The sequence below is a fragment of the Paenibacillus rhizolycopersici genome (assembly GCF_014947195.2).
GTDB classification, from domain to species: Bacteria; Bacillota; Bacilli; order Paenibacillales; family Paenibacillaceae; genus Fontibacillus; species Fontibacillus rhizolycopersici.
Map to the genome: position 1 here is coordinate 1 of NZ_JADCNN020000033.1, position 21,781 is coordinate 21,781.

19 protein-coding genes are annotated in these 21,781 nt (G+C 55.1%); 17 read left to right on the forward strand and 2 right to left on the reverse strand.

The genetic code is table 11. The features are described 5' to 3' along the window. Window positions 1-393 precede the first annotated feature (393 nt). Both hydF and IM700_RS21700 read right to left on the reverse strand, forming a co-directional pair. On the reverse strand, window positions 394-1,650 hold the full coding sequence (hydF, locus tag IM700_RS21695; protein WP_193418979.1) for a [FeFe] hydrogenase H-cluster maturation GTPase HydF: 1,257 nt from the start codon (window positions 1,648-1,650) through the stop codon (window positions 394-396). A 15-nt stretch (window positions 1,651-1,665) separates the two neighbouring features. Continuing rightward, window positions 1,666-3,099 (reverse strand): aspartate ammonia-lyase, encoded by a 1,434-nt coding sequence (locus IM700_RS21700; protein ID WP_193418982.1) that lies wholly within the window; start codon window positions 3,097-3,099, stop codon window positions 1,666-1,668. 162 nt (window positions 3,100-3,261) lie between these two features. On the opposite strand from IM700_RS21700, the gene yabP reads away from it, so the two are divergent. The 17 genes from yabP to ftsH all read left to right on the forward strand — a co-directional run bounded on the left by yabP (window position 3,262) and on the right by ftsH (window position 21,599). Then, entirely contained in the window at window positions 3,262-3,543 is a 282-nt protein-coding gene (yabP, locus tag IM700_RS21705; protein ID WP_155608082.1) for a sporulation protein YabP, read from the forward strand. Continuing rightward, on the forward strand, window positions 3,540-4,127 hold the full coding sequence (gene yabQ / locus IM700_RS21710; RefSeq protein WP_193418983.1) for a spore cortex biosynthesis protein YabQ: 588 nt from the start codon (window positions 3,540-3,542) through the stop codon (window positions 4,125-4,127). Before yabP ends, yabQ begins: the two co-directional genes overlap by 4 nt. 18 nt (window positions 4,128-4,145) lie before the next feature. Continuing rightward, window positions 4,146-4,502, forward strand: a complete 357-nt coding sequence (locus IM700_RS21715) for an FtsB family cell division protein (protein WP_193418984.1) — start codon at window positions 4,146-4,148, stop codon at window positions 4,500-4,502. 124 nt (window positions 4,503-4,626) lie between these two features. After that, a complete protein-coding gene (locus tag IM700_RS21720) occupies window positions 4,627-5,103 on the forward strand; it encodes a S1 domain-containing RNA-binding protein (RefSeq protein WP_059040379.1) in 477 nt (158 codons plus the stop codon). 411 nt (window positions 5,104-5,514) lie between these two features. Continuing rightward, window positions 5,515-8,022 (forward strand): stage II sporulation protein E, encoded by a 2,508-nt coding sequence (gene spoIIE / locus IM700_RS21725; protein ID WP_193418985.1) that lies wholly within the window; start codon window positions 5,515-5,517, stop codon window positions 8,020-8,022. A gap of 110 nt (window positions 8,023-8,132) precedes the next feature. Continuing rightward, on the forward strand, window positions 8,133-9,050 hold the full coding sequence (locus IM700_RS21730) for an ArsR/SmtB family transcription factor (protein ID WP_193418986.1): 918 nt from the start codon (window positions 8,133-8,135) through the stop codon (window positions 9,048-9,050). Between the two features lie 240 nt (window positions 9,051-9,290). After that, a complete protein-coding gene (locus IM700_RS21735) occupies window positions 9,291-11,045 on the forward strand; it encodes an ABC transporter substrate-binding protein (protein ID WP_155608087.1) in 1,755 nt (584 codons plus the stop codon). Between the two features lie 81 nt (window positions 11,046-11,126). After that, complete coding sequence (locus IM700_RS21740) at window positions 11,127-12,080, forward strand: ABC transporter permease (RefSeq protein WP_193418987.1); 954 nt, start codon at window positions 11,127-11,129, stop codon at window positions 12,078-12,080. A gap of 16 nt (window positions 12,081-12,096) precedes the next feature. Further along, entirely contained in the window at window positions 12,097-13,035 is a 939-nt protein-coding gene (gene opp4C / locus IM700_RS21745) for an oligopeptide ABC transporter permease (RefSeq protein WP_239484126.1), read from the forward strand. Window positions 13,036-13,046: 11 nt separating this feature from the next. Next, window positions 13,047-14,030, forward strand: coding sequence for an ABC transporter ATP-binding protein (locus IM700_RS21750; RefSeq protein WP_155608089.1), 984 nt, complete (start codon window positions 13,047-13,049; stop codon window positions 14,028-14,030). Then, a complete protein-coding gene (locus tag IM700_RS21755; RefSeq protein WP_193418988.1) occupies window positions 14,023-14,988 on the forward strand; it encodes an ABC transporter ATP-binding protein in 966 nt (321 codons plus the stop codon). Before IM700_RS21750 ends, IM700_RS21755 begins: the two co-directional genes overlap by 8 nt. Before the next feature lie 29 nt (window positions 14,989-15,017). Continuing rightward, entirely contained in the window at window positions 15,018-15,482 is a 465-nt protein-coding gene (locus tag IM700_RS21760) for a hypothetical protein (RefSeq protein WP_193418990.1), read from the forward strand. 153 nt (window positions 15,483-15,635) lie between these two features. Next, window positions 15,636-16,379 carry a vWA domain-containing protein gene (locus IM700_RS21765; protein ID WP_155608092.1) on the forward strand — a complete coding sequence of 248 codons (744 nt, stop codon included), beginning with the start codon at window positions 15,636-15,638 and terminating at the stop codon, window positions 16,377-16,379. Continuing rightward, window positions 16,351-17,304, forward strand: coding sequence for a serine/threonine protein kinase (locus tag IM700_RS21770; protein ID WP_193418992.1), 954 nt, complete (start codon window positions 16,351-16,353; stop codon window positions 17,302-17,304). The genes IM700_RS21765 and IM700_RS21770 overlap by 29 nt, the downstream gene beginning before the upstream one ends. Window positions 17,305-17,321: 17 nt before the next feature. Continuing rightward, the gene (gene tilS, locus IM700_RS21775; protein ID WP_193418994.1) at window positions 17,322-18,785 is read left to right on the forward strand and encodes a tRNA lysidine(34) synthetase TilS; all 1,464 of its coding nucleotides are present in this window, start codon (window positions 17,322-17,324) and stop codon (window positions 18,783-18,785) included. A gap of 44 nt (window positions 18,786-18,829) precedes the next feature. Continuing rightward, window positions 18,830-19,369 carry a hypoxanthine phosphoribosyltransferase gene (hpt, locus tag IM700_RS21780; RefSeq protein WP_155608095.1) on the forward strand — a complete coding sequence of 180 codons (540 nt, stop codon included), beginning with the start codon at window positions 18,830-18,832 and terminating at the stop codon, window positions 19,367-19,369. A 100-nt stretch (window positions 19,370-19,469) separates the two neighbouring features. Then, window positions 19,470-21,599 (forward strand): ATP-dependent zinc metalloprotease FtsH, encoded by a 2,130-nt coding sequence (gene ftsH / locus IM700_RS21785; RefSeq protein ID WP_193418996.1) that lies wholly within the window; start codon window positions 19,470-19,472, stop codon window positions 21,597-21,599. The last annotated feature ends 182 nt before the right edge of the window (window positions 21,600-21,781 follow it).

The window sequence follows — 21,781 nt, forward strand, 5'->3', positions numbered from 1 at the left end:
TTTTTTGGCGTCGATAGGATGACCCGTCGTCTGACATCCTACCCCTATCTCGCCCGCTGGCCATCTCGCCAACATCCCAACTGCCATTCCGCCTGCTGGCCAACCCTAATCCATTAGCCAACCCCATTTCCACTTGCCCATTGCACGGGGAGCTCACCGTATTCGCACAACCCCAGGCTAACGCTTGCCAGAACGCTTATTGGCGCTAAACAAGGGAGATTTCATTTCTAACGCTTGCCAGCGAGCTTATTTGGGTAGAATCGCCTCTTTTAAGAGGAGAAACAGGCAAATAAGCTCTCTCATAAGCGCTAGATTCTGAAATCCCCTATTTTGGGACAAATAGCGTTGCTGACAAGCGTTAGAGTTTCGGCTCGCTGCTTTCCCCGAGTTCCCTCACTGATGCTCCTGGGCCGCTTCCTCCCACGCCATCATGGCGGAGGGGAAGAGCTCGATGGCACGGGGGAACACGCCGTGAAGGTAGGCGATCAGCAAGCCGTAGTTGACGATCGGGACGCCGGCCGCTTGGGCTTCGCCTAGGCGATGCAGCATCGCGCGGCGGTTGAGCATGCAGGCGCCGCAATGCACGATCATTGCGTAGCGGGCCAGGTCCGGCGGGTAGGAGTAGCCGGAGACATGCTCGATGTGCAGCTGCTTGCCTGTGGCCTGGCGTAACCAGCGTGGGATTTTGACAGTGCCGATGTCGTCGGATTGTTGATGGTGCGTACAGGCCTCTGCGATCAGGACACGATCCCCGTCCTTGAGCCGATCAATGGCCCGTGCGCCCCGGACCAGCTCATTTAAGTCGCCTTTATGCCGGGCGAACAGGATGGAGAACGAGGTCAGGGGCACGTCCCTCGGCGTGTCGGCGGCAACCTTGAGGAAGACCTGCGAGTCAGTGACGACGAGCCGCGGCCTCGTTCCGAGCCGCTCCAGCGTCGCCCTGAGCTCGTGCTCCTTCGTCACGACGGCGATGGCGTCGCTCTCGAGCAGGTCGCGGATCGTCTGCTGCTGCGGCAGAATCAGCCGGCCCTTGGGCGCGGCTTTGTCAATCGGCACGACCAGCACGACGAGATCGCCCGGCGCGACAAGGCCGCCGACGAGCCGGAAGCGCTCCTCCTCGTGCGGAAGGGCCGCCACGATCGCCCGCTTCAGCTCGGGGATACCGCGGCCGTCCAGGGCGCTGAACGCCACGCATTCCGGCAGGCCCAGCTGCGCCTTCGTATCAACAAGCGCAGCCCCCGCGTCTGCATCCAAGAGCGCATCGACCTTGTTCAGCACGCCCACAACCGGGATGTTCCGCTGCCTCAACTCGGCCAGCAGCTCCCGGTAAAAGTCGTCGGGCCCCGTCATAGCGTCGATCACCAACAAGGCTAGGTCGGTACGGTGGATCAGCTCCCGCGTTTTTTGCTTCCGCAGCTCGCCCAGCGTTCCTTCGTCGTCCAGACCCGCGGTGTCGATCAGCACCACCGGCCCCAAAGGTAGCAGCTCCATCGCTTTGTACACTGGATCGGTGGTCGTCCCCCGCACCGGCGAGACCACGGCGATCTCCTGCCCGGTCAAAGCGTTGACCACGCTCGATTTCCCCACATTCGTCCGGCCGAAAACGGCGATATGCGTCCGCTCTCCGCGCGGCGTTGCGTTTAGGCTCATCTCGCGTTCCCCCTTCTATTCGCCGGGGATGCCCGGCTTCGTCACTTGCAGCGGATTCAGGATGGCGGCGGCGCGCTCGGCGGTGAGCCAGCCGCCGTCGACGGCGACATGCTCCACCGACAGCCCCTCGCGCCGGGCAATCCCGGCAATCTCGGCGGCCGCCTCGTAGCCGAGATGCGGAACCAGCGCGGTGGCCAGCACGGTGGAGCGCCGCAGATGCTCGCGGCAGGCCGTCTCGTTGACGGCGATGCCGCGAATGCAGCGTTGCTCGAACAGCGGAACGGCCCGCCCCAGGATCTCGAGCGATTCCAGCAGGGAATCGGCGATCAGCGGGCCAAACGCGTTCAGTTCGAGCTGGCCGCCGGCGGCGGCCCAAGTGATCGCGGCGTCGTTCGCGATCACCCGCATGGCCGTCTGGCCGGCCATTTCCGCCATGACCGGGTTCACTTTACCCGGCATGATCGACGAGCCGGCCTGGACGGCGGGCAACGTGTATTCGCCGATGCCCCCGGCGGGGCCGGACGCCAGCAACCGCAGGTCGCCGGCGATCTTCAACAGCGTCACGGCTGCCGCTTTCAGCAGTCCGGAGACTTCGACGAAGACGTCCATGTTCTGCGTCCCGTCCATAGGAAATTCGCTGCGCGCCAGGCCGAGCCCGGTCAACTCCTGCAGCGTGTCGGTCACCTGGAAGACGTAGGCCTTGGGCGCGTCCAACCCGGTGCCGATCGCCGTGCCGCCGAGATGAATCTCGCGTAGCCGCTCCTCGGCTTTGTACAACCGCCACCGGTCGCGGGCGACCGCTTTGGCGTAAGCGCCAAACCCCTGACCGGCCATCATCGGCAGGGCATCCATCAGCTGCGTGCGCCCCAACTTCATCACGTCAGCGAATTCCTGCTCCTTCTCCTGCAGCGCCTCCTGCAGGGAGGCATAAGCTTCGCTGAGCGGGCGCAGCAGCCGGATCGCCGCAATCCGCAGCGCCGTAGGGTACACGTCGTTGGTCGATTGGCAGCGGTTAACGTGGTCTAGGGGATGGACGAGCTGATAGTCACCCTTGGACCCGCCAAGCCGTTCGATCGCTAGGTTGGCGACCACCTCGTTGACGTTCATATGAGTGGATGTCCCCGCGCCGCCTTGCAAGGCATCGACGACAAACTGATCCGCCAAGGCACCGCCGATAATCTCGTCGCACGCCGACCCAATCGCCCCTGCTACCTCTGCGGGGATCAAGCCCAGCTTGCGGTTGACCTGCGCAGCCGCTTTCTTGACCACAGCGATCGCTTCGATCAGCCGGGGATGAGCCGGACGCCCGCTGACCGGAAAATTCTCCATCGCCCGCGCCGTATGAATGCCGTAGTAGACCTCTGCCGGGAGATCCTTGCTCCCTAGCGTATCGGTCTCTCGGCGGTATTTTTCATGCGAATCGGGACCTCTCGAAAATGCAGGACTCATACTAATTCGCCTCCAACTACGGATGTAAATCTCTTCCACTTCATCGTAGTTGAAAGCGGTTCCGAACAACAGTAAAGAAGATCACGTTATTGGCCGAAAGGAACTTGTTCTAAAGCCGATTTTTCGTCCATAAGCTAGGGATATGAAGGAGGGGTACATGCCATGGTCGAACCAAATAAAGCTAAGCATCAGGAGCTTCATCTGTTAAACCGCAAGCTGCTGGACATTTCGGGAGTTCTCAATGTGGAAAGTTTCGACAGCGAGGAGTTCTTGCTACAGACCGAGCTTGGGCATTTGACGATACGCGGGCAGAATTTACATATCAAAAACCTGAACCTGGAGCAGGGGCTGGTCAGCATTGAGGGTTTAGTGAACTCGCTTTCGTATTTGGATCCGGGATCGAATTCGTCCGGTAAGGGCCTGCTCGGCAAGTTGTTCCGATGAATTTGGAGACGCAATGGGCGACCCTGCTCTGGATGCTGGCCTCCGGGGGGATCATGGGCATCGCCTTTGACAGCTATCGTGTCGTCTCGGGACAACTCCGGTTTCCCCGCTGGAGCGTCCATACCCTCGATTTGCTCTATTGGTTGGCTGCTGCTTTGTTCGTTTTCCGCACGTTGTACCACAGCAACCATGGGGAACTTCGGTTCTATGTTTTCTTAGGCCTGTTTCTAGGCATTTGGATTTATTTTTTGTTCCTCAGTGTTATCACGGAGCGTTTTGTGTTAATGTTAATGAGGATAGTTAACTCTATTTATCGCTTTATCATACGTATGATCGGGATTTTTATCATCGCTCCGTTACGATGGCTGGTCAAAGTGGTCCGTATCTTGCTCGGATTCATTTGGATCGTGCTGCTGTTCATGGGCCGGGTGACCTTGTTGCCGATTTGGAGGTTGTTTGTATGGGCATTAAGACCTATATGGACAAGGCTTCGGGTTCCGCAAGGATGGGACAAGATCCGGCGCTGGGCTGCTGTGTGGTGGGAGCGAGTTTTGCGTCTATTACGCTGGTTTAACAAGGAATAAATGCTGGGAGGTGCCCTGATGCGCGAAGTGTCCACAAATCCGAAAACATCGAACCCAAGTCAGTCCTCCGGAAACGGATCTGCTTTCGCGAAGCGCAGGCTGCGGCTCTGGATGGGATTCATGGTCTTGTTCTTAGGCTGGGCCGGGTACACGTTTATTTCCCAAGCTGGGGACATTGGCGGCAAATCACAGCAACTGGCGGAACGGCAAGCCGCCAAGACGACCAGTGAGCAGAACTTGAACCAGCTCAAATATGAAATTAACCGACTGAACGACCCCGAGTACATCGGACAAATTGCCATGAAGAAATATGGTCTATACAAACCGGGCGAGATCCCGGTCCGGGTATCCGAGTCTGAAGCCGGAAATGACTGACCCCATGCGGGTTGACGGGACATCCGTCTGTTGACCTTGTATCAGTCATTCGGTATAATCAAATCACCGCAGTCATGATTTCGAGGCCTGGCTGTATATTTTTAAGGGAGGATCATTTTATTTTATGGCAATTGAAGTGGGCACCAAGTTAGAAGGAAAAGTGACAGGCATCACGCATTTCGGAGCATTTGTGGATCTGTCAGGAGGTGTCACGGGTCTCGTTCACATTTCGGAGATCGCCGACAATTACGTGAAAGACGTCAACGATCATCTGAAGATCGGCGATACGGTTACCGTCAAGGTAATTAACGTCGATAAGGACGGCAAGATCGGACTTTCCATCAAGCAGGCTGTTGACAAACCGGCCGAAGCCAGACCGCCTCGCGCACCGAGACCGGACCGGCCAAGCGGAAGAGACGGAGACCGTCCGGGCGGCGGATTTAACCGAGACCGGGGAGGACGTTCTTTCAAGCCCCCAGCCAACAAAGCTTCTTTTGAGGACAAAGTTTCTCGTTTCCTGAAGGATAGCGAGGAGCGCATTTCTTCGCTCAAGAAGAATACGGAAGGCAAACGCGGAGGACGCGGAGCCAAACGAATGTAATCCCTGAAAATGAATAATCAAACCCACCGTAGGCGGTTCGCTCGCCTGCGGTTTTTTGTTTTGTTTAGCGACTGAAAAAGTTAATGAAATCTTCAAAAGATGACTTTTTGAACTTTCTCTGAAGCATCTTTTGTCGCCTCCGGGCTTTTTGCCGACAGGTTCTTACGGTTTTTTACGAGGAGCGCCTCCGTACGGCCGTCTTTCGCTAACAACGCCCGTGATCTTCGATGCGAACATAAAAACCCCTAACGTGCCCCATCGCTATGGGGGGCATGCATTCGCGCCCTGTCGGCGTCCCCTCTCAATTTGTCGGAAATTTCTTTGGCCCCTGCTCCGGTATCTGACAAACTTTCCGGTTCTAGCCTCCTATAATGGGACATACCTTACTAATTTGGAAAAGGCGGTGCCAGGATGTTGAATAAGTGGAATGTCACCCTGTTTCCAGGGATGAGAAAGGCGAAGTCATGGGACAAGGGATCGTGGCGGAGCCTATTGCTGGACCAACCGGTCATCCGGCGGGCCGGGCGGCTGTTCGCGGTTAACAAATGGAACGGATTGCTCCTCGTGATGAGCTTCCTGCTGGGGCGTGCGACAATATTGGACGAGCTGGCCCCGTTTGCGGTCGCATTCTTCGCGGTCATCCTGTTTATGCGGCGAGACATCGCCTGGATCGCAAGCGCGGTGATGGTGGCAGGAGCGATGTTGACGCCGGATGCGCATCTCCATGCCGTGGAGATTGCCGTGGAGCTGCTGATCTTCTATTTGCTGCAAAAGGGGCTGGAGACGTTTGAACGGGCGGATCTCTCCTATGCTCCGATTATGGTGTTCACGAGCACGTTTTTCGTTGGGATGTTCGGGGCAGTGATCGGCCCTTCGCTGACTTGGTACGCGTTGGCGATGACCGTCATGGACGCGCTGCTGAGCTTTGTCTTAACCTTGGTATTCATTCAAGCGATCCCGGTGTTTACATACCGGAAGAAGCATTACCAGCTGCGCGGTGAAGAAATTTTATGCCTGGTTATCCTGCTGGCTTCGGTTATGACCGGAACGGTCGGGTGGGAGATTCAAGGGTTATCGGCTGAGCATGTGCTGTCGAGATACCTGATCCTGCTGTTTGCTTTAGCGGGCGGTGCACCATTGGGGGCATCGGTTGGCGTGATTACCGGATTGATCCTCAGCCTGGCGGACACGTCAGCCCTCTACCAAATGAGTTTGCTGGCGTTCTCTGGGATGCTAGCCGGGATGCTTCGGGAAGGGCGCAAATGGGCGGTGGGCTTCGGGATGCTGCTGGGCTCGTCCATTCTGTCGATCTACATCGCGGGTCCGGCGGACGTGATGTCCTCCACTTGGGAGAGCTGCGCTGCAGTTCTACTCTTTCTGTTGACTCCCAAAAAAACGGTCCAAGTCATTGCCAAATACGTACCCGGCACGCAGGAGCATGCCAAGACACAACATGAATATGCCAAACGGGTTCGTGACATTACGGCCGGTCGGGTGGCGCAGTTCTCCCAAGTCTTCAAGCAACTGGCGCGCAGCTTCGGACAGGTGTCCAGCACCGGGGAAATCGCTAAGCGCGGCGAGGAGATCGACCATTTCATGAACGCGGTAACTGAAGGCGCTTGCGCAACCTGCTTCCGTAAGAACACATGCTGGGATGGGCGATTCTATCAAACGTACAAACTGATGACGGAGATGATGACGGCGATCGAGGAGAAGCCGGACATCACCGTAAGTGAGTTCCCTGCAAGGTGGGGCAAGCTATGCTCGAAAACCGACCAGGTGCTGGACATTATGAAGCACGAATACGATCTGTATCAACATGATATGCATTGGAAACGGCAAATCTACGACAGCCGCCAGCTGGTGGCTGAGCAGCTATCAGGCGTCTCGCAAGTCATGGAGGACCTGGCCCGGGAAATCCAGCGCGAAGGACAAGCCATGTACAAGCAGGAGGAACAAATCCGCGAGGCATTAGAGAAAATGGGCTTGTCCATCCATAGCATCGACATCGTCAATCTGGATCACGGGAATGTGGAGATTGAAATCGTGCATGCGTACACTCGAGGTTTTGACGAATGCCGGAAGATTATCGCCCCGCTTCTGTCGGATATTTTGGGCGAGCATATCGCCGTCATGAACGAAACGCTGCATGGCGGCAAAGAGGGCCTGTCGACCGTATCCTTTGGCTCCGCCAAGGCGTTTGAAATCACGACGGGGGTCGCTGGCACCGCCAAAGGCGGGGACATGCTCTCGGGCGACAGCTTCAGCGCCAAGGAGCTTGGCAACGGCACGTTTGCCGTGGCGATCAGCGATGGTATGGGCAACGGGGAGCGGGCGCGGCTCGAGAGCAGCACGGCGCTGAACATTCTTGAGCAACTGCTGCAATCCGGCATGGAGGAGACCCTTGCGATCAAATCGGTTAACTCGATATTGATGCTGCGTTCGCCGGATGAGGTGTATGCAACGGTCGACATGGCGCTGATCGATCAGTATACTGCGCGAACGACGTTTATGAAGATCGGCTCTTCGCCAAGCTTCATCAAACGAGGCCAGGAGGTCATCCCGGTCACGGCCAGCAATCTGCCGATTGGCATCATCCAAGATATCGAGGTTGATCTGGTGTCCGTCCAACTGTATCCGGGGGATACGCTCATCATGATGACGGATGGCATTTATGATGCGCCGGGACCCGCGGTTAACAAAGAACTGTGGATCAAGCGTCTGATTCAGGAGATCCAGGCGGAGGAGCCGCAAGAAATCGCGGATTGCCTGCTGGAGTCGGTGATCCGGTATCAGAAGAACGTCATCCACGACGATATGACGGTGGTCGTCGCCAACGTTGACCACCTGCGTCCCGAGTGGTCCACGCTGCACATCCCCGGCATCAGCCGCCTGGAGCGACCGCGAACGGTGAGTTAGTAGAGAACTTGAGGTGAGAGCCTCAGGTTCTTTTTTTGCGTAAAATTCTTGTTTTGCCTGAACCGGGGGGGAGCACGTTATAATAGGAGGAGAGAAAGGGGCGTGAGAATTTGGATTACCGCGTGGACATTGCATTTGAACCCCGGTACGAGCTGCTCAGTAGTCTACATACGATGATATGCCGCAAATCGCATAAGAAGATCGACCTGGCCCCGGCCTGGGTGAAGGACACCCTAAAGCAGGTCACACCAGATCTCGGCTCCGTTCTTGGCGATATGGAAGTTGACGGCGATTGGAAAACTACATATTTGCTCTCCTATCTATCCCCGGAGGGGTCTTCATCCGAGGAATTTCTGGCCTGGCTGGAAGCGAAGACGCCGGGGGATCTGTATGAGTTGATGGCGGAGTACACCCAACAGTTTCCGAAGGATATGGGGCAGTTTCGTTCCCGCACTTTGAAGGTGTTAACCGACTGGCACGACCAGTATTTCCGTAAGCTAGAGCCGGGGGTGATCGGCGCTTTGCGTTCCGAAGCGGAGGAGCGGAAGGCCGAGCTGGCTATCGTTGAACCGGCGTCATTCATTGAACGAACGACGAACGGGTTGACGTTTATGCCAAAGGAGGGATTAGAGAAGCTGCTACTGATCCCGCAATACCATTTTCAACCGATGAACGTCATTTATCACTTTGGTAAAATCACGATATGCCATTATTCGGCTCGGATCTATCTGGGCGGCGAGACGGATTTTCCTCCTCATGAATACCGTATGATCCGGGCGCTGGCTGAACAGAGCCGGTTAAAAATCCTGCGTTATTTGAGCGGCGGTCCCCGAACGTTCACGGAAATCGTCCGTCATTTGAAGCTGTCTAAGGGGATCACACATGATCATGTGTCTAAACTCCGCAGTGGGGGCTTCCTTAGAGCCCATTTCGACGGGGAAACGGTGTCCGAATACAGCTTGCGACCCGAAATGCTGGACGTGATACATCGGAAACTGGTTGATTATATCGTTAACGTAAACTTATAAGCGTCAGAGATGTCTGGCAAAGACGATTTCGCACCGTGTGAACGGCGGCGGGGTCGTTTTTTTTATGGTGTCATGATTGTTTAATTCTCTGAATAAAGAAAGATTAATAAGTTCTCTATTTACAGAACAGGTACCCTTTCGTATAATAGGAGCATTAAATACAACTTATCTCATCGGAATTAACGTCTATTGTAAGGTTTCGCCTAAAAAAAGGCAAATCGGAGGGAGAGAGTGAAACTAATGAAGAGAAATCGAATGACCGCATTGATGACTTTATTATTGTCCGGGGCTTTGGTATTGGCCGCCTGCGGCGGGAACGGAGGCAACAACACCTCGCAGGGAGGGGAATCGGCATCGGCACAGTCTGGGAACGGCCAGAATACAGCCGAGGGGAGCAACACCAACTCGGCGGCAGGGAGTGTGCTGGAGTTCACTCCAGCCAGTGATATGTCTAAATTGCCAGCGGTCGCTAAAGGACGCACGGATACCATTATCGTTGGCTTGACCGACCCGAGCGGCGCGTTCACGCCATATTTCCAACAGAGTGGATATGATGGCAACGTATCGTCGCTGCTGTATACCCCTCTAGTGACGGTGGATGACAAAGGGTTGCCTACGCCGGGCCTCGCCGAAAGCTGGGAGGTTTCTGAGGATCAGCTGACGTATACGTACCATTTGCGCAAGGACTTGAAGTTCAGCGACGGTTCGCCAATGACCGCGGACGACGTGGCTTTCACCTGGACGCTGCTCCACGACAAAGCTTACGATGGGGACTCTCAGATCCCAACGCTACATATTGTTGGCGGCGAGGCTTATAAGGAAGGGAAGGCTAGCAGTATCTCCGGCATCTCTGTTAAAGATCCGCAGACCGTATCGGTAACGCTCGAGCAGCCGAACGCGACGGCGCTGGTGCTGCTCGGCAGTGACGTCTTGTCTAAAGCATACTACGGTAAGGATTACAAGTACGGGCAACTCGACTACATTAAGAAGTTGCACGAGAAGCCGGTTGGCAACGGACCGTACGTGTTGGATAAATTCATTCCGGGGCAAGAGGTGCGTTACGTCGCCAATCCGTATTACTATGCAGGCAAACCGAAAACCGAGAAGTTTATTTATAAAACATCCGAAGGCGACGTCTGGCAGTACCTGGAGACGGGCGAAGTGGATTACGCTTCCTTCAGCGCGACGACCGAGAACATCGATAAGCTGAAAAGCATGGGCTTCGTCAATATCCTGCCCTACACGCCAAGCACCTACGGTTATCTGCAATTGAATTTGGAGCATGAAGCGCTTAAGGATAAGAGCGTCCGCCAAGCGCTGACTTATGGCCTGGACCGCCAAAGCATCTATGTCGAAGCGAACCAGGGCGCCGGGGAGGTCGCCAATATTCCGGCTTCGCCGATCTCCTGGGCCTACACGGAAGAAGGAATCAACAAATATGACTATGATCCGGACAAAGCCAATCAACTACTGGACGAAGCCGGTTGGGCTAAAGGTTCGGACGGTATCCGCGAGAAGGACGGCAAGAAGTTGACCATCCATTTCCTCGGCTCCAAAAACGCACAGATCGATGTTTTTATCGCCGTTGCCACAGAGAACTTCGCCGCAATCGGCGTCGACTTCCAGCCGGAGGTGTTCGCAGACTTCAACGCGTTGGTCTCCAAGGTAGAGGGCGGCGACTACGATATGGCTTCCTTCTCCACGCCGATGTTGGCCGACCCTTCGGACGGCGTATTGCAGTTCGTTGACGGGGAAATCAAGGGTTACGACAATCCGAAGGTGAAGGAACTATATGAAAAAGCGCTAAGCACCAGCGATATTGAACAACGTAAGGCGACCTATCAAGAGCTGTTCCAACTGTTAAACGACGAACTGCCGATCATCTTCACCAACTACAAGAAGACGGTATATGCTTATAACGGACGCATCCAGAATCTGTCAGTCAGCCCGTTCACCGGCCTGTCTTCCAGTTTGCCGAACTGGACACTAGAGTAGAATCTTCATTTTCGAAAAATCAGCCGTTCCCCTCGCGTGCCCTGCATGCGGGGGGACGGCTTGTCTAAGGAGTGCGACGAGATGAGTGCTTATATCACCAAGCGATTGATCTATATGGCGGCGATCCTGCTGGCTGCCTCGCTCCTGATCTTCTGCTTGTACGCATTGACGCCGGGCGACTTCATCAGTGGAAACATCAAGCTGACGCCGGAACGCAAGGCCGAGCTGCGGGAGATCTACGGCTTGAATAAGCCGGTGCTGGAACGGTACGCCGTTTGGATTAAAAATGCGTTTCACGGCGATTTTGGCTATTCGCTGGCTCAACAGAAGCCGGTGTTAGCTTTGTTCAACGATTATATCTGGAACTCGTTCCTGCTGGCCGCGGTATCGACGTTCCTCACCTGGTTTATCGCTGTCATCATCGGCGTAATTTCTGCCTACAAGCAATATTCCTGGTTCGACACGCTGGTGCTGGTGCTGATCTTCGCTGCCATGTCGTTGCCGTCCTTTTTCATCGGCTTGTTCCTGATCAAGATCCTGGCTGTTGATTTCAAATGGCTGCCGCCGGGCGGGATGATTACAACGGGGAGCAACGCCACCGGGTTGGCCTACGTGAAGGAGGTCATTCACCATATGACCTTGCCGGTGATCGTCATGACCATTCTCGGCGTTGGCTCGCTGACCCGTTATTTCCGGACCAACATGATCGACGTGATCAAGCAGGATTATATTCGAACGGCCCGCGCTAAGGGGCTGAAGGAGAGTAAAGTGCTCTACCGCCATGCGTTGCGAAACGCGTTGCTTCCGGCGATCACGCTGGTGGGCTTTGAGCTGCCCGCGTTATTTGGCGGTTCGTTGATCATCGAGAAGATCTTTAACTGGCCGGGGATTGGGCAGCTGTATATGTCCTCTTTTTCCGTTCGAGATTACCCGTTGTTGATGGGATTCACGATGCTAATTGCGATCTTGACCGTGATTGGAACGCTGTTGTCGGATTTGCTGTACCAAATCGCCGACCCGCGCGTCCGGTTGTAATAGGGGGCAGAAATAAATGAATTCTTCGATATCAGGGAAGCTGTCGCAGCCGGGCCAAGCGGCCGTACCTTCGGCTGCAGCCAAGAAGCCGTCGCTTTGGCGGCAGTCGCTGCGCCGGCTATTTCGCAATAAACTTGCTATGTTGGGATTTGTAGTAGTGGTCTTCATGTTTCTTGCCTGCTTCTTGGGGCCGGTGTTCTCGCCCTATACGGATAACAAAATCCAAATGTCACTGATGAACAAACCGCCGAGCTGGCAGCATTGGCTAGGCACCGACAAGCTGGGACGTGACGTATTGACCCGAGTACTACAGGCGGGGCGTATCTCGTTGACGGTAGGCTTGGCCTCGATGGTGTTGTCCGTCTTCTTGGGTACACTTCTTGGCGCAATCGCCGGATATTACCGTGGGATCGTGGACCAAGTCATCATGCGGCTTGCCGATTTGCTATTAACGATTCCCGGGCTGCCGCTGCTGTTTATCTCCGGCGCTCTGCTGTCGGAGTGGAAGGTACCAACCGACTACCGCATGTACATCGTCATGCTCATGCTTAGCTTGGTGAACTGGCCGGGATTGGCGAGGATGATCCGCGGGCAGATGCTTAGCCTGCGGGAGCGAGAGTTCATGCAGGCGGCTGTGGTACTTGGGCTGCGCGACCGGCGCAAACTGGTTCATCACTTGCTGCCAAACCTCGTTCCTCTAATTATCGTGATGGCCACTTTGAATATTGGCGGGGCGATTTTAAGTGAATCAGTGCTCAGCTTCTTCGGACTCGGTGTCATGCCGCCGACGCCGACCTGGGGCAATATGATTGACGCCGCCAACAATATGATCGACTTTCAGGAGCATCCTTGGTTATGGATTCCGCCGGGATTGTCCATTTTCGCTACCGTTATCGCCATTAACTTGTTCGGCGACGGCCTGCGTGACGTGCTGGACCCCAAAATGAACAGGTAGGTGAAGAAACGATGTCGACTTTGCTGGAGATAGACCGGCTGAGCACGCATTTCAAAACAGAAGAGGGACGGATCAAAGCGGTTGACGAAGTGAGCCTGCGGATTAAGCCCGGGGAAACGGTTTGTATCGTTGGGGAGTCGGGCTGCGGCAAAAGCGTAACCGCAATGTCGATCATGGGATTGCTGCAAAGCGGCCCTGGGGTGGAGATCGGCGGGCAAATCCAATTTGGAGATACCGAATTGTTATCCTTAGATAAAAACCATCTGCGCGCCATTCGCGGCCATGAAATCGCGATGATTTTTCAGGAACCCATGTCTTCGCTGAATCCGGTGCTGACGATCGGGGAACAGTTGATTGAGCCGATGGGGCTTCACTTGAAGTTGAGCAAGAAGGAGGCCCGCAAACGCGCTTTAGAATTGATCGAGCAGGTAGGAATCTCCCGGCCGGAGCAGATCATGAAGAGTTATCCGCACGAGCTAAGCGGCGGGATGCTGCAGCGGATTATGATCGCCATTGCGATCTCCTGCCAGCCGAAACTGCTGATCGCGGACGAACCAACCACCGCGCTCGACGTAACGATTCAGGCGCAGATCCTCGATATGCTGCGGCAAATCAAGGCGGAATCGGATATGTCGATTCTGCTGATCACCCATGATCTTGGCGTCGTCGCCGAAATGGCCGATTACGTCGTGGTGATGTATGCCGGTAAAGTCGTTGAGGAGGGGGAAGTGACCGCTCTGTTCGAATCGCCGAAGCATCCTTACACGCAAGGTTTGTTGAAATCGAAGCCAGTGCTGGGCCAGCGTCAGGGTGAATTGTTCTCGATCCCGGGACAAGTGCCGAATCTGCTGGAATTGCAGCCTTCGTGTTATTTCCAGGACCGCTGCGCGCATTGTATGGAGATTTGCCGGACGAATGAGCCGGCGTTGAAGTCGGTAGGAGGCGGTCAGAAAGCAGCTTGCTGGCTGTATGAGGAGGAGAAACGCCATGGGTGAGCCGCTGCTTACAGTACGGCATTTGAAGAAATATTTTCCGGTCAAGACGGGGCTCTTGCAACGGACAACGGGACAGGTGAAAGCGGTAGACGACATCAGCCTCACGATTCAGCCCGGGGAAACCTTTGGTTTGGTTGGGGAATCGGGCAGCGGTAAGAGTACGGTCGGCCGCAGCATCGTCCGCTTGACGGAGAAAACGGACGGCGACATCCTGTTCAAAGGCACGGATCTTTACACGTTACCGGAGGAAGAACTGCGCCGCTTGAGACCGAAGCTGCAAATGATTTTTCAGGATCCTTATGGTTCCTTGAATCCCCGGATTCGGGTTGGTGACGCGATCGGCGAAGCTTTGCTTGATCATGGGTTGCTGCCGAAGGGGGAGATTCGTGACCGGGTGCAGGAGGTGCTGGCTTCGTGCGGGTTATCCTCCTATCATATCGATCGTTACCCGCACGAGTTCTCCGGCGGGCAGCGCCAACGGATTGGGATCGCGCGGGCGCTGATTCTGAATCCCGAGCTGATGATCGCTGACGAACCGGTGTCCGCATTGGATGTGTCCATTCAGGCGCAGATCATCAACCTGTTTCGCAAGTTGCAGGAGACACGTGGGTTAACGTATCTGTTTATCTCCCATGATTTGAGCGTGGTGGAGCAGCTTTGCACACAGGTTGGGGTCATGTATTTGGGCGGGATGGTCGAAATGGCCTCGCGGGACGAGTTGTTCGGACATCCGCTTCATCCTTATACCAAGGCATTGCTGTCGGCTGTGCCCCTGCCGATTCCTCGCCTGAAGCGGGAGCGGATTATTCTGAAAGGGGACATTCCGAGCCCGGCCAATCCGCCTTCCGGCTGCAAGTTTCATACCCGATGTCCGTTCGCCACGGCCGAGTGCAAGCAGCGGGTACCGGAATTCCGTGACGTTGGCGGAGGGCATTACGTCGCGTGCCATTTCGTATAAGTGTAGAGCTATGAAGGGAGGACTTCGGAATGATGACGGCACCAAGCGTCAGCTTACCGCAGCCTTATGCGCTTCGCCTGGAGACGATTCGGGCGAAGGGAATGGAAGAGAATGCGGCCTTGGAGTTGCTGGAGCGGAACAGTGCGGCGGAATGGCAGGAGAGAATTAATCCGGAGCTGCAGTGGGACGGATTTGCCGAGTATGTCCGGGAGCATGTTGACGAGGTTAAACAGGCTTATCTTGAGGGTTACCGGTTTAAATTCATGACCGTCGGAGGCTTGCGCAGCTTGCTGCAGATCAAATTTGGGTTACAGGCCGGTCTGGATTACGTGTATGACGAGAATAATCACGGTTTCTCCGGCGTGAAGCTGAAGGAAGCAGACTATCGGAGCCTGCGAATGCTGTCCCCTGATTACTGGGAGATCCGGATCGATCAGAAGGACTCGGACCGCGGGTTGCTGGAGCTGCGAATCGAGCATAAATATGGGGATTAATTCTTAATCCTATTCTATCGAACTTAAGGCGCGCGTCTTGGGTTCCTTTTTTTTATAGGGGAGGTTGTCCTAAAACTGGTTTGAACTCAATCCTCGCTGGAAATGATAGATACGAGAATGTTGAACTCTATCTATTGAAGGGTGGGTAACGGGATGAAACAGATCATGTTGATTACGGACGGGTGCTCCAATGTCGGAGAAAGCCCGGTGATGGCTGCGGCGCTGGCGAGACAGGAAGGGATCACCGTGAATGTGGTGGGAATCGTTGATTACGGTACGATCGGAGAACTGGGGAGCCTGGAAATCTCTGAAATCGCCAAAGCCGGCGGCGGCATGAGCCGAATTGCCGGAACCGAGAACCTGGCGCAAACGATGCAGATGCTGACGCGAAAAACGGTCGTACAGACGATCCAACAGGCGGTTCACAAGGAGATCCGGCAAATTCTTGGCGATCAGAAGGTCGGGGACTTGCCGCCGGAGACGCGTTCGCAGGTCGTGGAAGTGATCGACGAGCTGAGCGAGAGCAGCCCGCTGCAGGTGGCGCTTCTGATTGACGCCAGCGCCAGCATGAAGCCGAAGCTTCGGGCTGTGGAAGAAGCGATCCGCGACATGATGCTGAGCCTAGGGTCGAGAAAAGGGGAGAGCCAGTTGGCCGTATTCCATTTTCCCGGCTCGCATAGCGGAGAGGATGCCGTCCTGGACGTGGATTGGACCGGCGATTTGGGATCTGCACGTTCGATCTTCCAGCGTCTCGTCATGAGAGGGGCAACGCCAACGGGACCGGCGCTCTTGAAGGTGATGGATTTTATGCGATATGGTACACTGAATGAACATGGTAAGTCTTGGCGTGAGAAGACGGAGGGACAAGATGGAATCCTCGGCGACTACGTCGTCTAAAATCAACCTGCCGCAGGGAACGCGGATAACCGGACGCTGGAACGGGGGACGGTATATCATCCAGCGCTTGCTGGGGCAAGGGGCTAACGGCGTCGTATTCCTGGTGAAACGGGAGAAGAACGGAAAATTATACGCCCTGAAGCTGGGCTTTGATACGCTGGACATCCAATCGGAGATCAATGTGCTAAAAGCGTTGCAGCGTCAAGGAAGGCGGCGGGGCGCGGCGGAACGGGATCTCAATTACCTGGTGGAGGTGGACGACTTCACTTTCCAGGGGAGGGAGATTCCTTTCTACGTTATGCGCTATGTACAAGGGGAGCCGCTGCGTGCCTTCTTGGCCCGGCGGGGTCCTCGTTGGCTGGACGTGGTTGGCCACCAGCTGCTTCAGCAACTCGGACGACTGCACAACTCCGGCTGGGTGTTTGGCGACCTCAAGCCGGAGAATGTGCTCGCCGGATCCTATGGCGACGTCGAACTAATCGACTACGGCGGGGTTACCGGCGAAGGGCGCAGCGTAAAGCAGTTCACGGAGTGGTACGACCGCGGCTTCTGGAGTGCCGGAAGCCGGACGGCGGACCCGGCCTATGACTGGTTTTCTTTTGCCGTCGTCTGCATTCACTTGCTCGCTGAGACGCCGCTGAAGAAAGCGGCCACCCAATTGCCGCAGACGCGCAGCCGCAGTGATCTTCTCGCTATCGTCGAGGGGCAGGAGGCGCTCGCGCCATATCGCGCTTGGCTGAAGCGGGCCTTGAACGGGGAGTTCCGCGATACGGCGGAGGCCTGCCGATTGTGGAAGGAGCTGGTGGCAGACCGCTTCGCTCCGCGGCGTCGGACCCGGCCCTCCACCCCAGGCTGGATCGTAGGCGCATTTGCGGTGTCGGTGACGCTTCTCGCCTGCGCGCTTTACCTGACTTTTAGATTTTAGGGGAGGGGGATGCCCCGATGAAAGAAACCGCGCTGTACCGTTTGACGGAGCAAGTCCGGCGCACCGGCCGCCAAGAACAGTTATGGTCGACCGGGGATGGGATCGTTGTGGCGGTGTCCGGCGGGGTCGACTCGACGGTTCTTCTGCATATAATGAAGGAAATCGCTGCGGACGAGACATTGGGCCTGCAATTGATCTGTGCTCATCTTCATCACGGTTTGCGCGGGGACGAGGCCGACCGGGATGCGGAATTTGTACGGGGGCTGGCGGAACGTCTCGGTGTTCCCTTTGACCTGGGGTACGTCGATGTTCGCAGCTATATGAAGGAAACGGGAAAAAGCCTGGAGCTGGCGGCTCGGGAGAAGCGTTATGAATATTTGCATGAGGTGGCTGAGCGTTACGGAGCCTCGTCCATCGCGCTTGCGCATCACGCCGATGACCAGGCGGAGACGGTGATGATGCGGGTGTTGCGGGGGAGCGGCCCATCCGGGCTGTCCGGAATGAGACCCAAACGCCGGGAAAAAAATGTGGAACTTATCCGTCCCTTGCTTCGTATATACAAGACGGATTTGCTCCTGGCGTGCCGCGAGTCGGGGATTCCCTTCGTGGAAGACAGCAGCAATCGAGATAAAGAGTTTACGCGAAATTCGATTCGGCTGGATGTGTTGCCTTTTTTGGGGCAATATAATGGTCAGTTGCCAGAATCGCTGAATCGGCTGGCGGAGCTGGCTGCGGCGGAGGACGATTATCTGCAGCTCGAGGCGTCAAAGTCGTATGATATTCTTGTGCGGAAGGAAGGCGAGATTCTCTCGTTTTCGATCCCGCTTTTCGCCACTTTACATGTCGCTTTACAACGGAGGTTGATTAAACTAATATTAAATTATCTGCCTTTAAGCACGGAGGATCGCGATTTTGTCAAGATTGAGGCGATACGTCAAGGGACGATTCAAGATCGGCCCACGACATGGAGCCTGGATCTGGGCGGCGGCATCAAATGCGTACGAGAGTATGACATGATCCGCTTTATCCCCCCGGCTGCAGAGAGTCGGATTCCTCATCATACATATTTGGTGGAACAATTTCCGGCGGAAGTGCCGATCGAGGGCATGGACCAGAGCTTGCTTATGACGCGGCTGGGTGCCGGTAGGGAGGGCGTTCTCGCGAAGGCAGAGGGCAATAACGAAGCGATATTTGATGCGGATGAGCTGGTTTATCCGCTTACCGTGCGTTCTCGGATTCCGGGGGATGCCATGAAAGTTATGGGATTAAACGGCAGCAAAAAGGTAAAAGATATTTTCATCGATGCGAAAATACCTCCTTCCCTACGCTCCCGCATCCCGATCCTAACGGATGCCGCAGGCCGGATCCTATGGATTCCCGGCGTTCGCCGTTCCGCGGTCGCCGCAGTGAACCCGCGTACGACTTCTGTCGTGCATATGGTTCTGGTACCGACTGAGGTCCGTACGCACCTAGAGGATTAGCGAAAGACCGGCATTCATAGTATAACGTAGGAGGTTCACTTATTTTGCTAAACGATATCCAGGAAATTTTGATTACGCGGGAACAAATTCAAGAGAAGGTCGTCGAGCTGGGCAAGCAACTGAGCGCGGAATATGAAGGCCGCAATCCGCTCGTGATTTGTATCTTGAAAGGCGCTTTTATTTTCATGGCCGACCTGGTGAAGGAAATTACTGTACCGATTGAGCTTGATTTCATGGCCGTCTCCAGTTATGGGGCGGGTACCCGTTCTTCCGGGGAAGTCAAGATCATCAAGGACTTGGATACTTCTGTAGAGGGTCGCGACATTCTGATTGTGGAGGACATTATCGATAGTGGGCTAACGCTTAGCTATTTGATTGACGTTCTCGAGCGGCGCAAGGTCAAATCCGTAAAAGTCGTAACGCTGTTCGACAAACCCGCACGGCGTACGGTGAAATTGGAAGCCGACTTGTCGGGATTTGTTCTGCCGGACGAATTCGTTGTTGGATACGGGCTGGATTATGCCGAGAAATACCGTAACCTCCCATTCATCGGAGTACTGAAGCCGGAGATTTACACCAGTTGATTTCGTCGTCCGCATGGACGAAGGACCACCCTTGCCGCAATTTTGAAATGGCAAGATTGGCTATGGTAAAATAACTTAAGGTCTTGAGAGGAGGTTGGGGATGAATCGGTTCATCCGGAATTCTGGTTTTTATTTAATACTTTTCTTAGTCGTGGTGGGCATCGTCCAATTCCTCAATGGCGGACAAGAAGCAACCGTCACCCCTAAGTATTCGGACTTACGTCAGGAACTGAAGGATAATAACGTTGCTGATCTAACCGTTAAATTTGACGGTTACGCTTATCTGGTAACCGGTAAGTATAAGGAAGCTGTCAATAACGACAAGACGAAGAATTTCTCTCTATATGTTCCTTTTGACGAGAACGTTGTAAAGGAAATTATCGCTTATAGCGACCAGAACGGTTTCAGCGTGGAATGGAAGAAAATGCAGGGCGAAAGCATCTGGCTGACCTTCCTGACTTCGATCGTTCCGCTTGCGATTATGTTCATCTTGTTCTTCTTCCTGTTTAATCAAGCGCAGGGCGGCGGCGGCAAAGTCATGAACTTCGGCAAGAGTCGAGCGCGTCTCTATAATGAGGAGAAGAAGAAGGTCACGTTCGAAGACGTGGCGGGTGCCGACGAAGAGAAGCAAGAGCTTGTCGAAGTGGTTGATTTCCTGAAAGATCCGCGGAAATTCTCCGCTGTTGGCGCGAGAATTCCGAAAGGCGTATTGCTCGTGGGCCCTCCGGGTACCGGTAAAACTTTGCTCGCTCGCGCGGTAGCCGGCGAAGCGGGGGTTCCTTTCTTCAGCATTTCCGGTTCTGACTTCGTAGAAATGTTCGTTGGGGTCGGGGCATCCCGTGTCCGGGATTTGTTCGAGAATGCCAAGAAGAACGCGCCTTGTATCATCTTTATCGACGAAATTGACGCGGTTGGCCGTCAGCGCGGCGCCGGACTTGGAGGCGGGCATGACGAACGCGAACAAACGCTGAACCAATTGCTCGTAGAAATGGACGGTTTCGGCGGTAACGAGGGCATTATCATCATCGCTGCAACGAACCGTGCGGATATTCTGGACCCGGCCTTGCTGCGTCCGGGACGTTTTGACCGTCAAATCACAGTGGATCGTCCGGATGTGAAGGGGCGCGAAGCCGTATTGAGAGTGCATGCGCGCAACAAGCCGCTGACGAAGGACGTCAAGCTAGACGTTATCGCGAAGAGAACGACCGGTTTCACCGGTGCGGATCTGGAGAACTTGCTGAACGAAGCAGCGCTCCTCGCCGCACGTCGGAACCGCAAAGATATCTCCATGCCGGAAGTGGATGATGCGATCGACCGCGTTATTGTCGGGACTGAGAAACGCAGCCGCGTGATCAGCGACCGTGAGAAACGGATCGTAGCTTACCACGAAGCGGGGCATACCATTGTCGGTTACTTTTTGGAGCATGCCGATATGGTACACAAAGTAACGATTATTCCACGCGGTCGTGCCGGCGGGTATGTGATCATGCTGCCGAAGGAAGACCGCATGTTGGCCACGAAGAACGAGCTGCTGGACCGGGTAACCGGGTTACTTGGCGGCCGCGTATCCGAGGAGCTGTTTATCGGCGAAATCGGGACCGGCGCGTACAGCGACTTCCAGCAAGCGACCAACATCGTGCGCAGCATGATTATCGAATACGGGATGAGCGAGAAGCTCGGACCGATGCAGTTCGGCACGTCGCAAGGCCAAGTGTTCCTGGGCCGCGATATCGGCCACGAACAGAACTACAGCGATCAAATCGCTTACGAGATCGATCAGGAAATGCACCGGTTCATCAGCGAATCGTATGAACGTTGTAAGCAGTTGCTGACAGAGCATGCCAAGGAAGTCCACCTCATCGCGGAAACGCTGCTTGAAGTGGAAACTTTGGAGCTGGAGCAAATCAAGTCTCTGATTGAAACCGGCTCGTTGGACGGCTTGAAGAAGGACGGCAAAGACGACGGCAACGGTTCTTCGGAACCGGGTGAACCGACCATCGACAACGTTGGTGATGTTCGCGTTCGCATCCAAGGCAAAACCGAGGATCCGGCGCCTACCGCCCCAGTTGGGGACATTCCAAATGACGTTCCGGGCGGCACGGCCAGCGATCGGACGAATGATCCGGTCGTCGACGCACCGCAAGGCACCGTCAGCGACACGCCGAGTCAATCCGATTCGGCTGACGAAGGCAAAGATCCAAACAACGGTGGCAGCACGCCAACCGTGTAAACCATATCAGCAAAGACCTCATCCGGGAAACGTGACGTTTCCCGGATTTTTTGTTTGAGATGTGGGGGCCCGCTTGTGAATGTATGCGAAAAATCGAATAGAAATCATAAGATTTGGCGATTTCTACGGAATGTATATGAAATTCCGCATACGTTTACACAAATGGAAGAGAAAGAGCTAGA